General features: G+C 52.0%; 13 protein-coding genes. 3 read left to right on the top strand and 10 right to left on the bottom strand.

Translation table 11 applies throughout. The features are described from left to right. Nucleotides 1-66 precede the first annotated feature (66 nt). Nucleotides 67-1,641 carry an FAD-dependent oxidoreductase gene (locus BN8_RS28040; RefSeq protein ID WP_009285330.1) on the top strand — a complete coding sequence of 525 codons (1,575 nt, stop codon included), beginning with the start codon at nt 67-69 and terminating at the stop codon, nt 1,639-1,641. On the opposite strand, the gene BN8_RS28035 is transcribed toward BN8_RS28040, so the two are convergent. From BN8_RS28035 to BN8_RS27990, 10 genes are all read right to left on the bottom strand, one after another. Beyond that, a complete protein-coding gene (locus tag BN8_RS28035) occupies nt 1,619-2,746 on the bottom strand; it encodes a mechanosensitive ion channel family protein (RefSeq protein ID WP_009285329.1) in 1,128 nt (375 codons plus the stop codon). The genes BN8_RS28040 and BN8_RS28035 overlap by 23 nt on opposite strands. A gap of 160 nt (nt 2,747-2,906) precedes the next feature. Beyond that, on the bottom strand, nt 2,907-4,361 hold the full coding sequence (locus tag BN8_RS28030; protein WP_040006623.1) for a DUF1501 domain-containing protein: 1,455 nt from the start codon (nt 4,359-4,361) through the stop codon (nt 2,907-2,909). 49 nt (nt 4,362-4,410) lie between these two features. Next, nucleotides 4,411-7,860: a DUF1553 domain-containing protein gene (locus BN8_RS28025; protein WP_009285327.1), complete on the bottom strand. Its 3,450-nt coding sequence runs from the start codon at nt 7,858-7,860 to the stop codon at nt 4,411-4,413. Nucleotides 7,861-8,033: 173 nt separating this feature from the next. Then, a complete protein-coding gene (locus BN8_RS28020; protein WP_040006621.1) occupies nt 8,034-9,566 on the bottom strand; it encodes a c-type cytochrome domain-containing protein in 1,533 nt (510 codons plus the stop codon). Between the two features lie 43 nt (nt 9,567-9,609). Continuing rightward, entirely contained in the window at nt 9,610-11,628 is a 2,019-nt protein-coding gene (locus BN8_RS28015; RefSeq protein ID WP_009285325.1) for an alpha-amylase family protein, read from the bottom strand. Beyond that, entirely contained in the window at nt 11,628-12,686 is a 1,059-nt protein-coding gene (locus BN8_RS28010) for a 6-bladed beta-propeller (protein WP_009285324.1), read from the bottom strand. Before BN8_RS28010 ends, BN8_RS28015 begins: the two co-directional genes overlap by 1 nt. 141 nt (nt 12,687-12,827) lie before the next feature. Continuing rightward, nucleotides 12,828-13,313, bottom strand: a complete 486-nt coding sequence (gene msrC, locus BN8_RS28005; RefSeq protein WP_009285323.1) for a free L-methionine (R)-S-oxide reductase MsrC — start codon at nt 13,311-13,313, stop codon at nt 12,828-12,830. Between the two features lie 6 nt (nt 13,314-13,319). Continuing rightward, nucleotides 13,320-13,826, bottom strand: a complete 507-nt coding sequence (locus BN8_RS28000; RefSeq protein WP_040006965.1) for a hypothetical protein — start codon at nt 13,824-13,826, stop codon at nt 13,320-13,322. 59 nt (nt 13,827-13,885) lie between these two features. Next, entirely contained in the window at nt 13,886-14,722 is an 837-nt protein-coding gene (mreC, locus tag BN8_RS27995; RefSeq protein WP_009285321.1) for a rod shape-determining protein MreC, read from the bottom strand. 156 nt (nt 14,723-14,878) lie between these two features. Beyond that, the gene (locus BN8_RS27990; RefSeq protein ID WP_009285320.1) at nt 14,879-15,904 is read right to left on the bottom strand and encodes a rod shape-determining protein; all 1,026 of its coding nucleotides are present in this window, start codon (nt 15,902-15,904) and stop codon (nt 14,879-14,881) included. Nucleotides 15,905-16,113: 209 nt separating this feature from the next. On the opposite strand from BN8_RS27990, the gene BN8_RS27985 reads away from it, so the two are divergent. Together BN8_RS27985 and BN8_RS27980 are read left to right on the top strand one after the other, a co-directional pair. Next, nucleotides 16,114-17,625, top strand: coding sequence for a GH3 auxin-responsive promoter family protein (locus tag BN8_RS27985; RefSeq protein WP_040006620.1), 1,512 nt, complete (start codon nt 16,114-16,116; stop codon nt 17,623-17,625). 10 nt (nt 17,626-17,635) lie between these two features. Then, a complete protein-coding gene (locus BN8_RS27980; protein WP_009285318.1) occupies nt 17,636-18,805 on the top strand; it encodes a 1-deoxy-D-xylulose-5-phosphate reductoisomerase in 1,170 nt (389 codons plus the stop codon). The last annotated feature ends 29 nt before the right edge of the window (nt 18,806-18,834 follow it).

The raw sequence follows: 18,834 nt of genomic DNA, 5'->3' as shown, positions 1-18,834 counted from the left end.
CTTTGCATTATTGTCCAATCAATTTCACGACTTGAATGGTTTATATCAGCGCTGAACCACTCATTTATGACTACCAACTTCACCGAAGCTGCTGTATGCAGTGTCTCTGATTTGCTTGATGGCCAATTAAAAGAAGTTCGAGTTGGCGAAACGGATGTCCTGCTGGCCCGCGTCGAGGGGAAGTTTTATGCACTTCATCCCAAATGTTCACACTACCAGGCCCCGCTGGCAAAGGGTCTCCTGCATGGAAATCGTCTGGTTTGTCCGTGGCATAATGCCTGCTTTGACGTTCGCACGGGACATCGTCTGGAATCGCCAGCCCTGAATGGGCTGCCTATGCATGATGTTCGTATTGACGGTGATCAGGTAATTGTTCGGTTAGCAACGGAAGAAGAAAGCGTGCCGAACCCAATGGCAACGCCAGATGAAACTAACCACGACACTTACGTAATCGTCGGCGGTGGTGGGGCCGGAGCATTTGCCGCTGAAGCCATACGCCAGGGTGGGTTTACAGGTCGGATTGTTATGCTGACCCAGGATTCCGAAGGACCCTATGACCGGCCTAACTGTAGCAAAGATTTTTTGCAGGGCGAAGCGCCGGATGAGTGGATGCCTTTACGCGACGACGACTTTTATAAATCGTATGGCATCGATATTCGGCGTGGCGAGCAGGTAGCCTCGCTTGATCCTCAGCAGAAACGCATTGAACTGACTTCCGGCGAAACCATTACGTATCAGAAAGCGCTGATCTGCTCCGGAGGAACTCCTAATCCGTTAAACGTTCCGGGTGCCGACCTGGAGGGTGTGTATACCTTACGAAGTTTACAGGACAGCCGCATGCTGCGCGCCATAGGCCAGGTTCGCAAACGAGTCGTCATCATTGGCAGTTCATTTATTGGCCTGGAAGGTGCCATGAGTCTGCGCAAACTGGGTTGTGATGTCGACGTAGTAGGCTCTCAAACGGTTCCGTTTGAGAATGTACTGGGCGAAAAAATAGGGCGCGTTGTACAAAGCTGGCATGAAAAACAAGGGATTCGATTCCACCTTGGCCAACGTGTGGAGCGGCTCGAAGGCAGCGCCGGTCAGGTCACCCATGTTATCCTCAGCAACGGCCAGCGTCTATCCGCCGATTTTGTACTGGTTGGTTTGGGGGTAAGTCCCCGCACTGATTTCCTGCAGGGTGTCCAGTTGGACGAAGACGGTGGAGTTCGGTCAGATGAATTTCTGCAAATTGCTGATGGTTTGTATGCCGCCGGTGATATTGTTCATTATCCCACCACCGACGGTTCACAACGTATTGAGCACTGGAAAGTGGCCGGCCTGCAGGGATACGTAGCGGGCCTGAACATGTCGGGACAATCGACTCCTTACCGTAGTGTGCCGTTTTTCTGGACGAATCAGCAGGGAACCCGGATCAACTACATAGGCCATACTGAGCGCATCGACAACATTATCTACGACGGCGATCCCGAGCGCGACGACGCGTTTATCGCTTTCTATGTGCAGGATGGCCAGGTTAAAGCCGCGGCCGGAGTCAAACGCGACCAGGACATGATTGCTATCCGGGAGTTGATGCAGACCAACCGTATGCCCTCCATCGACACCATCCGGCAGGGTGTTAACTGGCCGGACCTTCTATAATTTCTTTTGGTTTTAATTCGTCGGCAAGCTGAAGGCGGGTCTGCGGCAGGCTCTGTGGGTATTCATCGCGGATGAATTGAAGAAGCCTCTCGCGCATGTTACAGCGAAGGTCAAAAGCCGACGATGCATCGGCCGCCGACACCAGCACCCGCACAACAATACAGGTTGGCAGTATTTCTGTGACCTGGACGGCGAAGACCTCGCCGTTCCAGAGCGGATCGTTTCCGGCCAGCTCCTTAGCTTTTTCACGTACTCGTTCGACAGGTACGCTGTAATCCAGGTACAGCAGCACAGCTCCTGTAAGCGAAGCATCTGATCGGGTCCAGTTTTCGAACGGTGTTTCAACGAAATACGTGATCGGCAATATTAAGCGTCGGCGATCCCAGAGTCGAACAACTACGTTTGTGAGGTTGATTTCCTCAATTCGGCCCCACTCTTTTTCAACCACGACGGCATCGTCCAGCCGAATTTGCTGAGTGAAGGCAATTTGTACACCAGCCAGAAAGTTGCCCAGCGTTTTTTGAGCGGCAAAACCGATCAATACTGAAACAACTCCCGCCGATGTTAATACGCTCAGACCGACCTTTCGACTTCCCTGGAATGTGATGAGTAGCAACGAGGCACTAATAATAATTATCGCCAGGCCAACGGTGCGCCGGATGAATCGGACCTGAGTCACAAACTTCCGCTGCGACAGGTTGATGTCCTTGGTGGTATCGTATTGTCGGATAAGCAGTACCTCGCCAAATTTCAGCAGCTTTATAAGCAGCCACGTAGTAGCCACCAGAAAGAACACCTCTGCGGTTTTATCAGCAACGGGATGCCGGCGAATAAACCGTTCTGACTGAAGATTGGTCGCGATTAGAAAAAACAGCGAGGGCACAAATACGTAGAATGCCCAACGCAGGTGACGGCGCATGATCAACAGGAAGTCAGGATTCTGCCGGTTTAGAATGGCCCGGACCACCCATGTTACAATCACGTTAACGATCAGGCCGAGCACGACGGCGATGATGAGCAATATCCACCCTGACAAGTCGCGGTTTGGAACAAAGCCAAACCAGCGTATTATCTCCCGAATCCAGCTATCTATTTGTTGTTGCATGGTTTCTATTCCGTCTGACAGTGGGCAACCAGTTATAATATCAAGCCCGTATTGAGCTTTATTTAACTGCAAAATTAAAAAGCTGACCGGTTGGTCAGCTTTTTAATGAGTAACTGAACCGGTTTGTTATCAACCCACCGGCACCCATTGTCAGTAAGAATCAGGATAACAGCGGCTTGACTACCTTACCGTGTACGTCCGTCAGCCGGTAGCGACGGCCCTGGTGTTTGAAGGTTAGTTTCTCGTGGTCCATACCCAGCAAGTGCAGCACCGTTGCCTGAAAATCGTGGACGTGGACGGGGTCTTTGGCAATGTTGTAGCCAAATTCGTCCGTTTCGCCGTAGACCATACCTTTCTTGATACCGGCACCGGCCATCCAAACTGTAAAACAACGGGGATGGTGATCGCGGCCGTAGTTGTCTTTGGTCAGCTTGCCTTGTGAATAATTCGTCCGGCCAAATTCCCCACCCCAGATAACCAGCGTATCGTCGAGCAGGCCACGCTGCTTCAGATCTAGAATTAAAGCGGCCGACGGCTGGTCGACGCTCTTCGTTTGAATCTTGATGTCGTTGGGCAGATTGCCGTGCTGATCCCAGCCCTGGTGATAGAGCTGCACAAATTTTACGTCCTTTTCGATCAGTTTGCGGGCCAGCAGGCAATTAGCGGCAAACGTACCGGGTTTGCGCGACTCAGGACCGTACATATCGAAGATGTAGTCGGGCTCCTTCGAGATGTCGAGCGTTTCGGGCACGGAGGTCTGCATGCGGTAGGCCATTTCGTACTGAGCCATCCGGTTATTGATTTCCGGATCGAGTACGTGCTTATATTGCTCCTGATGCATTTTGGCCAGATAATCGAGCATCCGTCGACGGCTGGCCTTGTCGATACCCGGCGGGTTGTTCAAATAATAAACTGGGTCCGGACCTGACCGGAAAACAACGCCCTGGTGTATGGAAGGCAGAAAGCCGTTGCTCCATAGTTTGGCGTAGAGGGGCTGATCACCATCACGACCTTTCGACAAAAGCACGACGAAAGCAGGCAGATTCTGGTTATCTGATCCCAGTCCGTAGCTAATCCACGACCCGAAACTCGGCCGCCCTGCTTGTTGACTTCCGGTCTGGAAGAACGTAACGGCCGGATCGTGGTTAATCGCTTCGGTGTGCATCGACCGAATAAAAGTCAGGTCGTTGACGATACGGGAGGTATACGGTAATAGTTCGCTGATCCACATCCGGCTGGGACCGTACTGCGCAAATTTATAGCGGGAGGCAGCTAATGGAAAGTGACTTTGTCCGGCTGTCATACCGGTCAGTCGCTGCCCTTTCCGCACCGACTCCGGCAGGTCTTTGCCCCACATACTTTCCAGCCGGGGCTTATAATCAAACAACTCCAATTGCGAGGGTGCACCACTCTGGAACAGGTAGATTACCCGCTTTACCTTAGGAGCAAAGTGCGGTTTACCCAACCCCGGCGTTTCGCCCGGGGCTGATGAGCCGGCAAACAAATGCTTAGGATTTAAAAGCGACGCCAGCGCAATGGTACCCAACCCCGCACTGGTCTGACCCAGAAAGGTCCGGCGGCTAAGCTGATCGTGGATTTCGTCCTGAATGTCCATAGTCTTCATCAGTCGACTGTTGAGCACAACTTGACTCAGTAGCCAACGGCTATCGTTTTATAATCGCTTCGTCAACGTTCATGATGGTGCTGGCCACTACCGTCCAGGCCGCCAGCTCCTCCGGGTTTAGCTTTTTATCCATGGGGTACTCACCCACCGAAAGCAATTCTTTGGCTCGTTTTGGATTACGGCGGAAGTCGCTCAACTCCTCAGCATACAACTGCTTCATCAGATCAATTTCGGCTGGCCGTGCCGAACGACTCACCACAGCCTTGAAGGCATTATTGATGAATACGTCGCCGGTCTGTCCCTGCGCAAGCCCACGCTGCGCCAGAACACGGGCCGCTTCGACGAACTGCGGGTCGTTGAGCGTTACCAGTGCCTGCAAGGGCGTACTGGTTTTCTGGCGTTTAACTATGCAGAAATGGCGTTCGCTGGCGTCGAAATTCAACATCATCGGTGGAGGAGAACTCCGCTTCCAGATGGTGTACATCGACCGTCGGTAGAGGCTGTCTTCGTGGTTTTGAACGTATTTTACGGCATTCCGTGTGGCCAGCGCTTCCCAGATGCCGGCCGGCTGGTAGGGATGCACGCTAGGGCCGCCAACGGTTCGAGTCAGCAGGCCACTCGCGGCTAATGCATTATCACGAACCTGCTCAGCCGACATCCGGTAACTCGGCCCACGCGTCAGAAATGAGTTGTCGAGGTCCAGTTCGCGGGCCTTCTCGGACACCGTAGACGCCTGTCGATACGTAGCCGACATGACGATCAACTTTTGCATGGCTTTCACATTCCAGCCACTTTCCCGGAACTGTACAGCTAGGTAATCCAGCAATTCTGGATGTGATGGCAACGCTCCCTGGTTACCAAAATCGTCGCTGTTTTTAGCCAATCCCTGTCCGAAATATTGCTGCCAGAACCGATTCACCATTACGCGGCTAAACAGCGAATTATCCGGATGCAATAACCATTTTGCCAGCCCAAGCCGGTTTTTCGGGTAGTCGGCCGGGAAAGGCATGAGTTGCTCGGGTGTTGATGGCGAAACTTCCTCTCCGTGTGCATCGTAGGCACCCCGTTTCAATACGAATGTTTTACGCGGCACGGACCGCTCCTGCATCACCATCAACTGATCTGAGTTCGTATAGAGCATCAACTCTTCACCGCGAAGCTTCATGGCTTCCGCAAAGGCTTTGCTATACGTAGAATCCTGCGTGGTAACGTAATAGACGTATAAGCCCGTCCGTTGCGTCGGCGTACGCTTAGTAACGGGCGTCCGCAGAGCAGCCGTTAATGCATCCGGCCGACCAGCCAGAGCCGGCATTTCGAGCGGGGTCAGGCAACGATTATAGATCCGCAGTTCATCAACCGCAAAGTCTTTATAAAAATAATCGTGCATCCGACCGACGTAAAACGAGTGCTGCGCCCAGTGCGTTTTATCTTTGCCGTAAACTGTACTGTGAATGAGATTATCGGTTATAACTTTCGTTCGGACAGGTGCCCCATTCACGTACAAGGTTAATCCTTTGGCTTCGCCCATACCGTTGTAGGCGAAAGCCACCTGAAACCATTGCCCGACGGGCACCTTGTCGAGCGATTCAATATCGATGGCGTTCGCCGGCCAAACGTGACTGAACGTTAACTTCAGACGACCGTCGGCGAGAAGATCAAGCTGATAACCGCGTTGGCCATCCATTGGCCCCGTCGTACGTCCCATCAACGTAAGAGCCATTCCAGGCTTTGACAGATTGAACCAGCTACTGACCGTGAAAGGCTGATTTTGCTCAAACGCTCCAAACTCGTAAGGTAATTGAATGAAGCTGTCACCGGGCAGGAAACGTGCTTTCCCAAACCGGCCCGGCACACTGTAGGGTACTTTGTCAGGGTCTCCGCCCAAGCGGGCAGGCAGCGTATCGTTGACCGTATTGGCAAAAGCGTTGCGCGGGTCTTTCAGAAGCTCTTCTTTTGTTTTGCGTTTAGCAGTGGCCTTCTTCTCCGACTTCTTTACCTCCGGGTTTTTCTTTTCTTCTCGTTTACGCTTTTCCTGCTCAAGTTTTCGTTTCTCATTCTGAGCTTTCTCATACGCGCTGATGTCCGTACGGTCAGCTTCATCGAATGTGTAATGAGCGATCAAGCACAGATTTGAAGGTCGCCCCCCCCCACGCTCGGCCGTCGCCAGCCAGCGGCTAAAGCGATGCTGGTAGTCGGGCCGGTTCACGTTCAACTGTTGTTCAAGTGGCGTAAGCTTTTCACGAATAAACTTTAGCTTAGCCTCCGTCTCGGGCTTGGTTAGCGTGATGGTCGGTGCAGCCTCGCCGTTGTATGGAATCTGCCCACGGTCATTATTACTGTTGAAGAAGGCAAACAACTGAAAATAATCCTTCTGACTAATGGGGTCGTATTTGTGGTCATGGCACCGGGCACATTCCACCGTCAAGCCGAGCATGGCTTTCCCGAACGTATTGGCCCGGTCAGCTACGTATTCTACCAGATATTCTTCATCCACAATACCGCCTTCCTGACTTTGCTGGTGATTACGGTTGAAGGCCGTGGCAATCATTCGACTCCGGTTCACGTCCGCGTTGGTGGATTTAGGCAGCAGATCGCCGGCCAGTTGCCACGTAATGAACTTGTCGAAGGGCAGGTTTCGGTTGTATGCTTTAATGACCCAGTCGCGGTAGGGCCACATCGTCCGCAGACCATCGTCCTGGTAACCGTGGGTGTCAGCATAGCGAGCTACGTCTAACCACTCCATAGCCTGACGTTCACCATAGTGTGGGCTGGCCAGCAGTCGGTTTACCACTTTTTCATACGCATCGGGCGATTTGTCGGCCATGAATGCATCAACCTCAGCCGACGTTGGGGGCAACCCCGTCAGGTCCAGGCTAACCCTACGTAGCAAGGTCGCTTTATCAGCTTCGGGCGCATGGCTTAGCTTCTTTGCTTCCTGTTTAGCCAGCACAAAGCGGTCAATATCGTTTTTAACCCACTTTTCGTCGTTTACTTTGGGCGGATTGGGTCTGGTCGGAGCGATAAGCGACCAGTGTTCTTTGTATTCGGCCCCCTGCTCAATCCAGCGCAGAATCAGTGCTTTCTCCTCGGCATTCAGGCTCAGATTTGATTCCGGCGTAGGCATGACATAGTCCGGATCGGTACTCGTAATCCGGTGAACAACCTCGCTTTCGCCCAGGTCATGCGGTACAACGGCTCTTTTGCCGCTCTCGGCCAGTGCCTCGTAAGCACCTTCAGGCGTATCGAGCCGCAAACCAGCCTGTTGCTTATTCTTATCTGGTCCGTGGCAGGCAAAACAACGGTCGGAAAGAATAGGCTTAATGTGCAGGTTATAATCAACCTTTTCGGGCAGATTGGCTTCCGCAGCTAGTACGTCGGCCGGTTTCTCGACCGAGCGATGACCGCACGATGACCATACCGTCACCCCAAACGTACCGAGCGCTATTGATAGAGCTGCGTATTTGAATCGTATGTCAGACCAGATAGGCATACGTTGAGATAGAAAAGGAATACGTAACAAAACTACGTTTTTCTTGCACGAATGAGAAGTTAAACTCAATTTCTTTACCAAACCGTCCTATAGCTTACCTACAGATTTATCGCGATTTATAGCAGAAAAAGCCCTCGTTCAGGCACTACATAAGCTGCGCCTTACGCGAAAACTTAATTCTTCTTCGGATCGTCGGGTTGGGCCTCAGTTGCCCCGGCTTTGGTGAATTCAGCCACCGCCTGTTCACTAATCCCTCCCACGAATTCTACGTTGGGAAGCGATTTTTTCAACTCGGCAAGTGCCGTCTCCGTAACATTTGTCTGCCAGAGGTAAACCGTTTTAAGGCTTTTCAGCTCGGCCAGTTCTTTCAATCCTGCATCGGTGATGGCCGTACCGTACAGATTCAGATACTCCAGGTTGGGTAATCCTTTAAGTTGCTTTAATCCGGCATCGGTAACCTTGGTCTGTTCCAGATGTAATTTCTGAAGATTCTTGAGTTTAGCTACTTGTGCCAGTGTCGCATCCGTAACGGCCGTTTCGCCCAGCTTCAGCCACACAATCTGCTGCGAAAGTTTGGGTAGCAAAGCTGCCTGAGCGTCAGAAAAAGTCTTGGCATTGACGGCGCTGACCTCCAACTGGTGCTGTTCTTTCGACAGCGGCAGCACTAGCAAACCTGTTTGTTTCAGTTCCTCGACGGCTTTAGGATCGGGAGCCGGTAGCTTCATGGTCAGCACCGGCGATACAGGAGCGGGCCCTGACGAAGCTACACGACTGCCGCTGCCAACTGGTGCACCGCTGCTCAGCGATGCCAAAACCGGCGCAATAGCATCGTTAACTTTCAGGTCCGACACTTTTTTGTCGAAAGGTGCCCCCTGATCAATCCACCAGGTCAACAGTGCTATCTGGCCCTCGGTGAGCTGAGTCTTTCCCTTGGGCGGCATGTGGTGATCGTCTTCTTCGGGCAGTAAGCACCGCTTCACCAGCTCGCTTTCAGTTCCTTTGCCGGCTATAAATACAGGGCCGTTCTCCCCTCCTTTTTTCAGCATCTCGGCGGTATCAAAGCGTAGATCGCCTTTCGATTTCTCGGCATTATGACACTGCACACAGCGCGTTTTCAAAATTGGATTGACAATCTGCTCGTAGACCAGTGCCTGGTTAACATCCGTAATAGGCTTGATCGCCACCTCCTGTTGGCGGGGCGGAATACCGGCCAGGGTTCGGAACGGTTCTGGTGTATACTGCGTGAGGTAGTCGGAGCCGTGGGTCAGCGAACCGCCCAGGTGGCCAGCGGTACCGAGCAGAACAATAGCCACCACCAGCGCAGGCAGGTAGAGAGCTGACCCAAATGGAATGCGATCACCAATATAATCGGATTTAACCGCCCAGGCGATCCACGCAAACACTGCTACACCGATGCCCTGCCACATGTGGCTATCCAGCGTTTCCTGTTCGTAGCCTCCGCCAAGCGATAAGAAATAACCAAAAAGACAGGCTACTGTGGCACTGACTGCCGACCAGAACAAAACACTGGTGACGGCTGAATCACTGACACTGATTTTCCCCATCCGCCGACCTGCTTCGAGGATACCAGCAACAATTAGAAAACCAATAGGCAGGTGTACGATCAGTGGGTGAAAGTGTCCGAAAAACAGGACCCAATCAGACGGTGACGTATTGACTTGTAAGAGGATAGATAGAGAGTTCATGGTAATATCAACTCAAAAAAAAAGCGGAAGCAGAACGATCTGCTTATTCAATAACCAGCACGGAATGAATGTCTAATTTCGGAATTATTAATGAAATTTTATCACTTTCCGTGGTGAACCGTACCGGAACGTTCCCAGGTTGACGTATTATACGCTTAGGCTTGGTTGGGGTCCGCAGGCTCACTGTTAAAGGCCCTACCGGTGCTATGTCATCGTAGGTATGGACGGCTTTATTGGCATGCGCACCAGTCATATTAATCAGATTCACCAGTAACTGGCTTCCTTTCCGATTTACCGTTACGTGCACTTTCCCGGAGCCTCGGACCTCAACCAGCGGCTTCAGGAACACCTCATTCAGAACGGCCTTTAGAAAATCACGATTTTGCACTGTTTCGCGCTTCAGGTAGTTGGCACCCAGATTCACGTAAATAGCGGCAATCTGACCTTTTCCCAACGGAGCAATTGAAGCCGCAGGGCCTACGTGATTCCGCATATCCCGCCGACGGTATATCCCTCCAATTGTTTGCGTACCGGCTGCCGGCGAGAACGTTTGGTATGTTTCGGGCGTATCCGTAATCTGATTAGCCAGCCCGACCGACAAGCCGCCTTTTACTACGTTGTTCAGTTGCACGCCCAGTACATCAGGGAAGTTAAGTACGGCTTCGCTACCAATCACTACCAGCTTGCCGCCATTCCGGGCGTATTGCACCAGTTCGTCCCGAAAAGTGGGATCGAGCGTTGCCCACTCCGGTATGATGATAACCGGATACTCCTGCATCCGACCGCGCAAATGATGTTCCATCAGCACCTCGGTCGGGTATTGGTTGTACAACAGCATATCCAGGATACCGATCAGCGCCTGGTTAATACCATTGGAGCCGGGGTAAATGCCTGTGCTGAGCTTTTTATAACCGACACTTGAGTACACCAGGGCGATCTGCGGAACAGGAACCGCTTTGTGCGTGTAAGCCTGACGAGCGCGGCAGAATCGGGCCAGTTCCTCCATAACGCCCACTTCCCAGAGCCTGATGCTCGCGTCGCGCTGCTGGGTGTAATAAGCCTGAAAACCGCCCCCCATTGCCATTACCTGCGCGGCCTCCTGACATAACTGCCGGGCGGGCTTGGGCGAATGCACTTCATCGTAGTTACTACCAAAACTCCAGGCCATCAGGTCCCAGGGTTTTCCCTGCGGGGCAATGCACCGGGCTTCGTAAGCCGCACTGTTGACACTATTTGTTGGAGCCAAGTCGCCCGATATAAAATCGACGTTGATGTCGACCGGTTCGGGCATGAACGACGAAAATGCCCAGTTACTAGCCACCTGAAACGCTGGTTTGTAGCGATGCAGTTCGTCGGCGTAGTGCCCCACGTACCGCCGAAAAGCCCGGCGCTGGGTTTCCAGCAAAGCATCATAGCCACCGTCTCCTTTCTTTTTGGGTACGTCCTGAATGCCTGTCTCGGACCGAAACGCCTGTAGCGCTGCCGGGCCATAATCCGGTACGGTCGCCCAGCAGTCGCCGTCGACCCAAACGCCATCAACGCCGTAATCGCTGATTTCTTTTAGCTGCGGAATCAGCAGGCTATCTACGTAAGGGCCATAGACCGACATAGCCCGCGTATCCAGTTTACCGCCTGGTTCGACCCGTGCCCAGGTAGGGTGGTGCCGTAGCGCTTCAAAGTCCCAGACACCTGAGTAATGAACGTAAAGACCCACACCATGTCGGCGCGTCACGGTGCGAAACAACTCCAGGGTATTTTTGACAAACCGGTCTGGTGAGTAGCCGATTTTTGTCGGGTAACTCGACACACCTTGATGCCCTTTGCAATCGACCTGAATAAAGTCGGGCCGGACGCGGGTCAGCAACGTATCGATCATACCCTCGGTCAGGGTTCGGCCAATGGCAGTATCCCCCTTTTCCGCGTGAAAATCAAAATGCAATCCGAAGAAACTATCCGCTCGGCGGAGCGGTGCCTGCCGGTTGGTCTGAACCGCTGATCGCTGCTGAGCCACTACATTCCCAGCGGCCCATATGGCCAGGAATAGTGAGAGAGTGTACTTCATCAGGCGACACGTTCCAGTTTGACCGGATACGTTTTCCGTGAGTTCCACTGCGCTACGTAGATGTTATCGTCCTCGTCAACAAGCACGTCATGCGGGTGCATGAAAATAGTGGCACTTCGATCCTTGCGCTGTTCGCCCAGCTTTCCGTTTGCGTAGACCGGCTCTGATCCGCCAGGCGTCGAAACAACCCGGTCGTTTTTATCCAGAATGGTGATGTAGCCTGAATCTGGATACGAATCGGACGTACTGCGAAACACAGCTCCGTAAATGTTGTCTCCGTGAATCACCGGCCGACAGATGTACGACCCCGGCAGGGCAATGGTAGCTATGTACTTACCGTCCAGGGAGAACCGTTTCAGCGCATTACGCCGACGATCGGTTATCAACAGCGTAGGCGATGCCGTACGTCGATCCACCACGATCCCGTGGCAACAGTCAAAGGTTTCGTCGCCGGTGCCCTTACCACCCCAGTGCCGAATGTACCGGCCCTTCTGATCATACTGCGTAACGTAGTTCAGACCGTAGCCATCTACTACGTAAATGTCGCCATTTGCGGGATTGACCGCTGTTTCAGTTGGTTTAAACTGGCTCGGATATGCGTATTTTCCTGATTCCTTTGGATAATCGAGCTTCATCAATTCGCGGCCTTTCAGGTCGGTCTTGATAACCTGATGCCGATCTGTGTCGGAGATAAGCAGAAACTGATCACTCCCTTCGCCCGCCAGCGTCAGGCCATGCCCACCCGGGTATTCATGCCCCCAGGTTTCGAGCAGCTTACCTGACTTGTCGTAGATCAGAACATTGTTCTTTGTCTCGTTGGTAAGCAGGATAATTCGCCCTTTGGCGTCCTGCACCATTTCATGGCAGTCGTTGACAGGATTGACGCCTGCGTCGAGCATGCCCCAGTTAGGCACAATCCGGTACCGATGGGAATTATGACCCAGTACGACGGTCTCGTTCGCGGCCGAAGCGGAGAGTAATGAAGGAGTCGATAGACCCGCAGCCGTAAGGAGGGAGGCCTGCCGCAGGAAGGACCGCCGGGACGAATGGAAAAGCATGGTCGTTTGTCAGGGTTTACCTAAAAAAGACAATCTCCGGTGTACTTTACCCTTACACCGACCGCCAAAGTCCCGACCAGGCTCCTGCTTGGCCAATCTGAAAAATTATCAAAGGCCAGGCGAAAGCCTGGCCAGGACAACCTACACAAATGCCGTAATCAGCGCTGCAACGCGCTCAAGACCTTCAACGTCAACTTCGCTGAAGTCGTTAAGCTGATCACTGTCAACGTCCAGCACCATACTCACCTCACCCTGCTTGTCAAATACAGGAACAACCACCTCCGACTTTGATGCGGAGCTACACGCAATATGCCCGGGAAACTGCTCTACATCCGGAACAAGAATGGTTTCCCGGCGCGTGTAGGCGGCTCCGCACACGCCCTTGTTGAACGCAATGCGCGTGCAGGCAATCGGCCCCTGAAACGGCCCAAGTACCAGTTGGTTCTCTTTTTTCAGATAAAATCCAACCCAGAAAAAGCCGAACGCTTCTTTCAGCGCAGCCGCGATATTGGCAAGGTTTGCCGTCAGATCGGGCTCTCCTTCCGTCAGGGCGGCTAGCTGCGGAATCAGGCTGTCGTAAATAGCTTTTCGATCAGTAGTTTGTGGAATAAGCAAAGTTTCCGCCATGATCAATCATCGTTTTGTAAAGAAAGTAAGCAGCATGATGCTAACCGTAGTGAACAGTACGCTGGCACCAATGCGTATCAGAGTAGGAATCAGTAGTGTGAGGCTACTCGCTTCGATGAAGAACAAAGCCGCGTGATGAATTAGTGCCAGAATAAGCACATAGCGAAAAAACTGGCCGGTTTCCAGATCCTGCAACAACACCTCCGTGCGAAACTCCTGCCCCGACTGATCAATTTGCGTCCGGGCAATGATAGGCCGAAAGTACGCCATCAGAACCGTAGCGGCCGCATGCATACCAAGTGTATTGTAGAATGTATCGACAATAAGGCCCGTTACGAAAGCCGTCACCAACAACAGTGTCAGGCTGGTATCCAGCGGTAGCATCAGGATACAGGCAATGTACACGAAGCAAAACGCGTAATCGAATAATACAAGATTGCGTACCAGCAAGATTTGCAGAGCCAGATAAAACACAAACAGCAACGTGGTTCGTACAATCTCACGTAAGGTCATAGTCATGCGTAGCGGAGAATTGGCGGATATATGGCGGTTTACGGATGCTGAAGACCCGGCTATTTTTCAGTTTCGAGCTGCTTTTCCAACTGCTCCTGCTCAGGTCGTAGCAGGTTCTGCACAACATAAACAAAAGCCAGGTTGCCGAAATTGGTTGCCAGATTGAGCGTAATGTCGTGAAAGGTCTGGTTCGGCTCTACTCCAACAGAACGCACACGGCCCACCAGAATCCCGGGCGGAAAGGTGGAGTTAAACTCCGACGTAACCACCGAATCGCCTTTACTCACTGGCTTGATACGGGATATGTCACGAAGCTTGACCAGATTAGGATCAACGCCATCCCAACGCGCCGTTCCGATTTCATTCGCTTTTACCAGCTTCGACGACACCAGAAACTCAGAGTGCAGAATGGACGTAATAACCGAAAAGTGCCGATTGCAGATTTTCACTTTGCCGACAATACCGGTTGGAGAAATTACGCCCATACCCGGCTGAATGCCGTCGTCCGTTCCCTTGTCGATGGTGATATAGTTGTTGGCAAACTGAGTGGTGTTGTTTACCACTTTTGCAACCGTGTATTTAAAACGATTGGCAAACAACGAATCTGCTTTATACTGCGCTGGAGCAGCCGGCTGGGCCTGTGTAAGCTTCATAAGTTCCTGGTTCAGCCGCTGGTTTTCGGCCGCCAGATCAGCGTTCACCTGACGTAACTGGGTATACTCGCTAACCGCGTTCGACCAGGCCAGCATCTGCGCGGCATAACGATTCGACGTATTGAAATAGGTCGCGCTCCAGTAATTGCTTGTGTTGATGATGAAATAGAAACAGATCACCTCCAGCAACACAAACAAAATGAAATTCCGGCTACGGACAATAAAATCAAATAACTCTCCCATGCGTCGGGCAACGGTGGAATGATGGCAGAAAACGGCGATAGGTTTGAGCCAGTAACTCAAACCTATCATGTAGCCTGAACTTCAGTCCGTGTAGTTCAGGGCTGACAATTGAAAAAATGACTTACTTAACTATTCCAGACTAAAGCCTGGCTATACTTAGCTAATCAGTACTGATTTGTACATATCGAGGTTTTTGATCACCTCGCCGGTCCCCTTCACGACGGCCTTGAGCGGATCATCAGCTACGTGAATAGGCAATTTGGTTTTAGCTGCCAGCCGCTTGTCAAGACCATGCAGCAGAGCCCCGCCACCCGTCAGGTGAATACCGTTCGTGTAGATGTCGGCCGACAGTTCCGGGGGTGAGATTTCGAGCGCCTTCATCACAGCTTCTTCAATCTTCGAAATGGATTTATCGAGTGAATAGGCAATTTCGCTGTACGTTACCTTGATCTCTTTCGGAATACCGGTCATCAGGTCACGACCGCGAATTTCGTAATCCGACGGCGGGTTGTCGAGTTCGGGCAGGGCCGAGCCAACTTCCATCTTAATCTGCTCAGCAGAGCGTTCGCCGATGAGCAGATTGTGCTCCCGACGCATGTAATCGACGATATCGCGGGTGAATACGTCGCCGGCGATGCGAATGGACTGTTCGCAAACGATACCTGACAAGGCAATCACAGCGATTTCGGTCGTACCACCGCCGATGTCAACGATCATCGTTCCGTTCGGCTGCGTGATGTCAATGCCGATGCCGATAGCGGCTGCAATCGGCTCGTGTACCATGTACACTTCCTTCGCGCCAGCGTGCTCGGCCGAGTCCTTTACAGCCCGCTTTTCTACCTCCGTAATACCCGACGGGATGCAGATGACCATCCGGTGCGACGGCGAAAACAGCTTACTGCCGGTATCGATCATCTTAATCAAGCCGCGAATCATCAATTCAGCAGCCGTAAAGTCAGCGATCACTCCGTCTTTCAACGGACGAATCGTTTTTATGTTCTCGTTCGTTTTTTCGTGCATCTGCATGGCCTTGTGGCCAATTGCCAGCACTTTACCGCTGACCTTGTCCATCGCGATAATCGAGGGTTCATCCACCACAATCCGATCCTTGTGAATAATCAAGGTGTTCGCCGTACCCAGGTCAATCGCAATGTCGCTGGTCAAGAAATTGAAAAGTCCCATTTCAGGTTTGCTAAGAAGCTTCGTTACGCCTACAGATTTTTGAAAGGTTTGCAAAAATATGGATTATTCGAGATAATTCATGCCCACTATATGAATAGAGTATTGTATTTTTCAAATGACTATCAGATAAATGGATTCCTGCTTGTGTAAAATGAGCGATTAGCCTCGTACGTTATCCATTGTCTATTATCCATTACTTTTGCAGGACTATGGGAGTACGATCAGTATTGAGCCGCCCCTTGGCTAAATGGGTTGTTCAGCGGCAGCAGGAATGGATGTATCGGCCCGCCGAAGCGCAGCAGCGCTGGTTCAGGCGGCTGGTCGACGGCGGTCGGCAAACCCTTTTTGGCCAAGACCATCGTTTTCGCGACATTCAAACGGTTGAGGAGTTTCGGACGGCTGTCCCCATCCGCGATTATGAGGACCTGAAACCTTACATTGAAAAGATTCTGGCCGGCCAGTCCGACGTACTGTGGAAAGGCAAGCCAACGTATTTTGCCAAGACCTCGGGTACCACCTCCGGTACGAAATACATCCCCATCACAAGCGATTCGATTCCGAACCACATCGATTCGGCCCGCGACGCCCTGCTGAACTACGTGAACGAAACCAGCAATGGCGCCTTTCTGGACAAGAAACTTATCTTCCTGTCGGGCAGTCCTGAACTGGACGAAAAAGCCGGTATCAAAACTGGCCGATTATCCGGCATTGCTAACCACCACGTACCAGCTTACCTCCGCACGAATCAACTACCTTCCTGGGAAACCAACATCATCGAGGATTGGGAAACCAAGCTGGATCGGATCATCGACGAAACGATTAACCAGCCCATGTCGCTCATTTCGGGTATACCCCCGTGGGTACAGATGTATTTCGATCGGATTCAGGAACGTACCGGCAAGAAGATCAAAGACGTTTTTCCGGACTTCTCAGTGTTCGTGTACGGTGGCGTTAACTTTGAGCCGTACCGCGCCAAACTCTTCGAAAGCATCGGTAAACGAATCGATTCGATCGAAACGTACCCCGCGTCAGAGGGTTTCATCGCCTTTCAGGATACGCAGACGGAAGAAGGGCTTTTGCTGTTATTGGACAGCGGCATCTTTTTCGAATTCATTCCGGCAGATGAATACTTCTCCGAAAATCCGCGCCGACTGACGATCGATGAAGTAGAGTTAGGAAAAAACTACGCCGTCATCATCAACAACAACGCCGGTTTGTGGGGTTACTCCATCGGCGATACGGTCAAGTTTGTGTCCCGCGATCCGTACCGTCTGGTCGTGACGGGACGTATCAAACACTTTATCTCAGCCTTTGGGGAACACGTCATTGGCGAAGAAGTTGAGAAAGCCCTGCAATTTGCGATGGAGCGTCACCCTGAAACCGAAGTGGTTGAGTTCACGGTTGCGCCCATGGTTAGCCCGGCCGAAGGCTTGCCTTATCACGAGTGGCTGGTTGAATTTGCGACTCCACCCAACGACCCGGCTGCGTTTGCACAGGATGTGGATAACCGATTGGTTGAGCTAAACGTTTACTACGACGACCTGATTACGGGCGGCATTCTACGGCCGTTGAAGCTCACTACGTTACCACGTGGCGCGTTCCAACGGTACATGAAATCGCAGGGGAAGCTGGGCGGGCAAAATAAAGTACCGCGCCTGGCGAATGACCGGAAGATTGCGGAGGGATTAGTTAGTAATAATTTGAGCGAGCTACAACCGTAACAAACACTTAATGCAGCATTCTAAACGCCACATCGCCATCCTTGGCTCCACTGGCTCCATCGGGACGCAGGCCGTTGAGGTGATTAAAGCCCACCCGGATACCTTTCAGGTTGAGGTCCTGACAACTAACAACAATGCCGATCTGCTTATCCAACAGGCCATTGACCTGAAGCCTAACGTAGTCGTCATTTGCAATCAGGACCGCTACGATCAGGTATTCGACGCTCTAAATCCGCTAGACATTAAAGTATATGCCGGACTCAATGCCATCGCATCGGTCGTGCAGATGGACAACATTGACATCGTCCTTACGGCGATGGTCGGCTATGCGGGTCTGCTGCCAACAATTAAAGCCATCGAAGCCGGCAAGCAGATTGCCTTAGCCAACAAGGAAACGCTGGTAGTGGCCGGTGAGTTGATCACGGCCCTGGCCCAACAGAAAGGTGTGAACATTTACCCCGTTGATTCGGAGCACTCGGCTATTTTCCAGTGTCTGGTGGGTGAGTTTCACAACCCCATCGAAAAGATTATTCTAACGGCTTCGGGTGGCCCATTTCGGGGAAAGTCGCGGGAGTTTCTGGCCGGTGTTACCAAGGAGCAGGCGCTCAAACACCCCAATTGGAACATGGGGGCTAAAATCACGATCGATTCGGCTACGTTGATGAACAAGGGGCTGGAGGTGATCGAAGCGAAGTGGCTGTTCGGGCTTCGTCCGGATCAGATTGATGTCATTGTTCATCCGCAAAGCATCATTCACTCCATCGTACAATTTGAGGATGGGAGCATGAAGGCGCAAATGGGCCTGCCCGATATGCGGCTACCGATTCAGTTTGCACTGGGCTACCCCAACCGCTTGCCCTCTACTTTTCCGCGTTTTAACTTCGTCAACTATCCGTCCCTCACATTTGAACAGCCGGATACCGATACGTTTCGCAATTTGCAGTTAGCGTTTGATGCATTGGACCGGGGCGGAAATGCGCCTTGTATCATTAATGCCGCAAACGAAATAGCCGTCGATGCGTTTCTGCACGATGCGATAGGCTTCCTGGAAATTTCGGACGTTATCGAAGCCTGTCTGGCGAAGGTAAGCTTTGTCAAAGCGCCAGTTTATGATGATTATGTCCGGACCGACGAAGAAACACGGCGAGTAGCCGCCGAGCGAATCAAAAGTTTAGTTTAAGTGTTTAGACAATAGAGGCTTCACTCAAC

The organism is Fibrisoma limi BUZ 3, assembly GCF_000296815.2.
GTDB classification, from domain to species: domain Bacteria; phylum Bacteroidota; class Bacteroidia; order Cytophagales; family Spirosomataceae; genus Fibrisoma; species Fibrisoma limi.
This window is presented reverse-complemented; position numbering and strand designations above follow the sequence as displayed.

Bases quoted from the DNA above. Each gene is read 5' to 3' on its own strand.
- BN8_RS27980 (WP_009285318.1), top strand. From the start codon at position 17,636: ATGCAGCATTCTAAACGCCACATCGCCATCCTTGGCTCCACTGGCTCC.
- BN8_RS28010 (WP_009285324.1), bottom strand. From the start codon at position 12,686: ATGCTTTTCCATTCGTCCCGGCGGTCCTTCCTGCGGCAGGCCTCCCTC.
- BN8_RS28020 (WP_040006621.1), bottom strand. From the start codon at position 9,566: ATGAACTCTCTATCTATCCTCTTACAAGTCAATACGTCACCGTCTGAT.
- BN8_RS27990 (WP_009285320.1), bottom strand. From the start codon at position 15,904: ATGGGACTTTTCAATTTCTTGACCAGCGACATTGCGATTGACCTGGGT.
- BN8_RS28030 (WP_040006623.1), bottom strand. From the start codon at position 4,361: ATGGACATTCAGGACGAAATCCACGATCAGCTTAGCCGCCGGACCTTT.
- msrC (WP_009285323.1), bottom strand. From the start codon at position 13,313: ATGGCGGAAACTTTGCTTATTCCACAAACTACTGATCGAAAAGCTATT.
- BN8_RS28035 (WP_009285329.1), bottom strand. From the start codon at position 2,746: ATGCAACAACAAATAGATAGCTGGATTCGGGAGATAATACGCTGGTTT.
- BN8_RS28025 (WP_009285327.1), bottom strand. From the start codon at position 7,860: ATGCCTATCTGGTCTGACATACGATTCAAATACGCAGCTCTATCAATA.
- BN8_RS27985 (WP_040006620.1), top strand. From the start codon at position 16,114: ATGGGAGTACGATCAGTATTGAGCCGCCCCTTGGCTAAATGGGTTGTT.
- BN8_RS28040 (WP_009285330.1), top strand. From the start codon at position 67: ATGACTACCAACTTCACCGAAGCTGCTGTATGCAGTGTCTCTGATTTG.
- mreC (WP_009285321.1), bottom strand. From the start codon at position 14,722: ATGGGAGAGTTATTTGATTTTATTGTCCGTAGCCGGAATTTCATTTTG.
- BN8_RS28000 (WP_040006965.1), bottom strand. From the start codon at position 13,826: ATGACCTTACGTGAGATTGTACGAACCACGTTGCTGTTTGTGTTTTAT.
- BN8_RS28015 (WP_009285325.1), bottom strand. From the start codon at position 11,628: ATGAAGTACACTCTCTCACTATTCCTGGCCATATGGGCCGCTGGGAAT.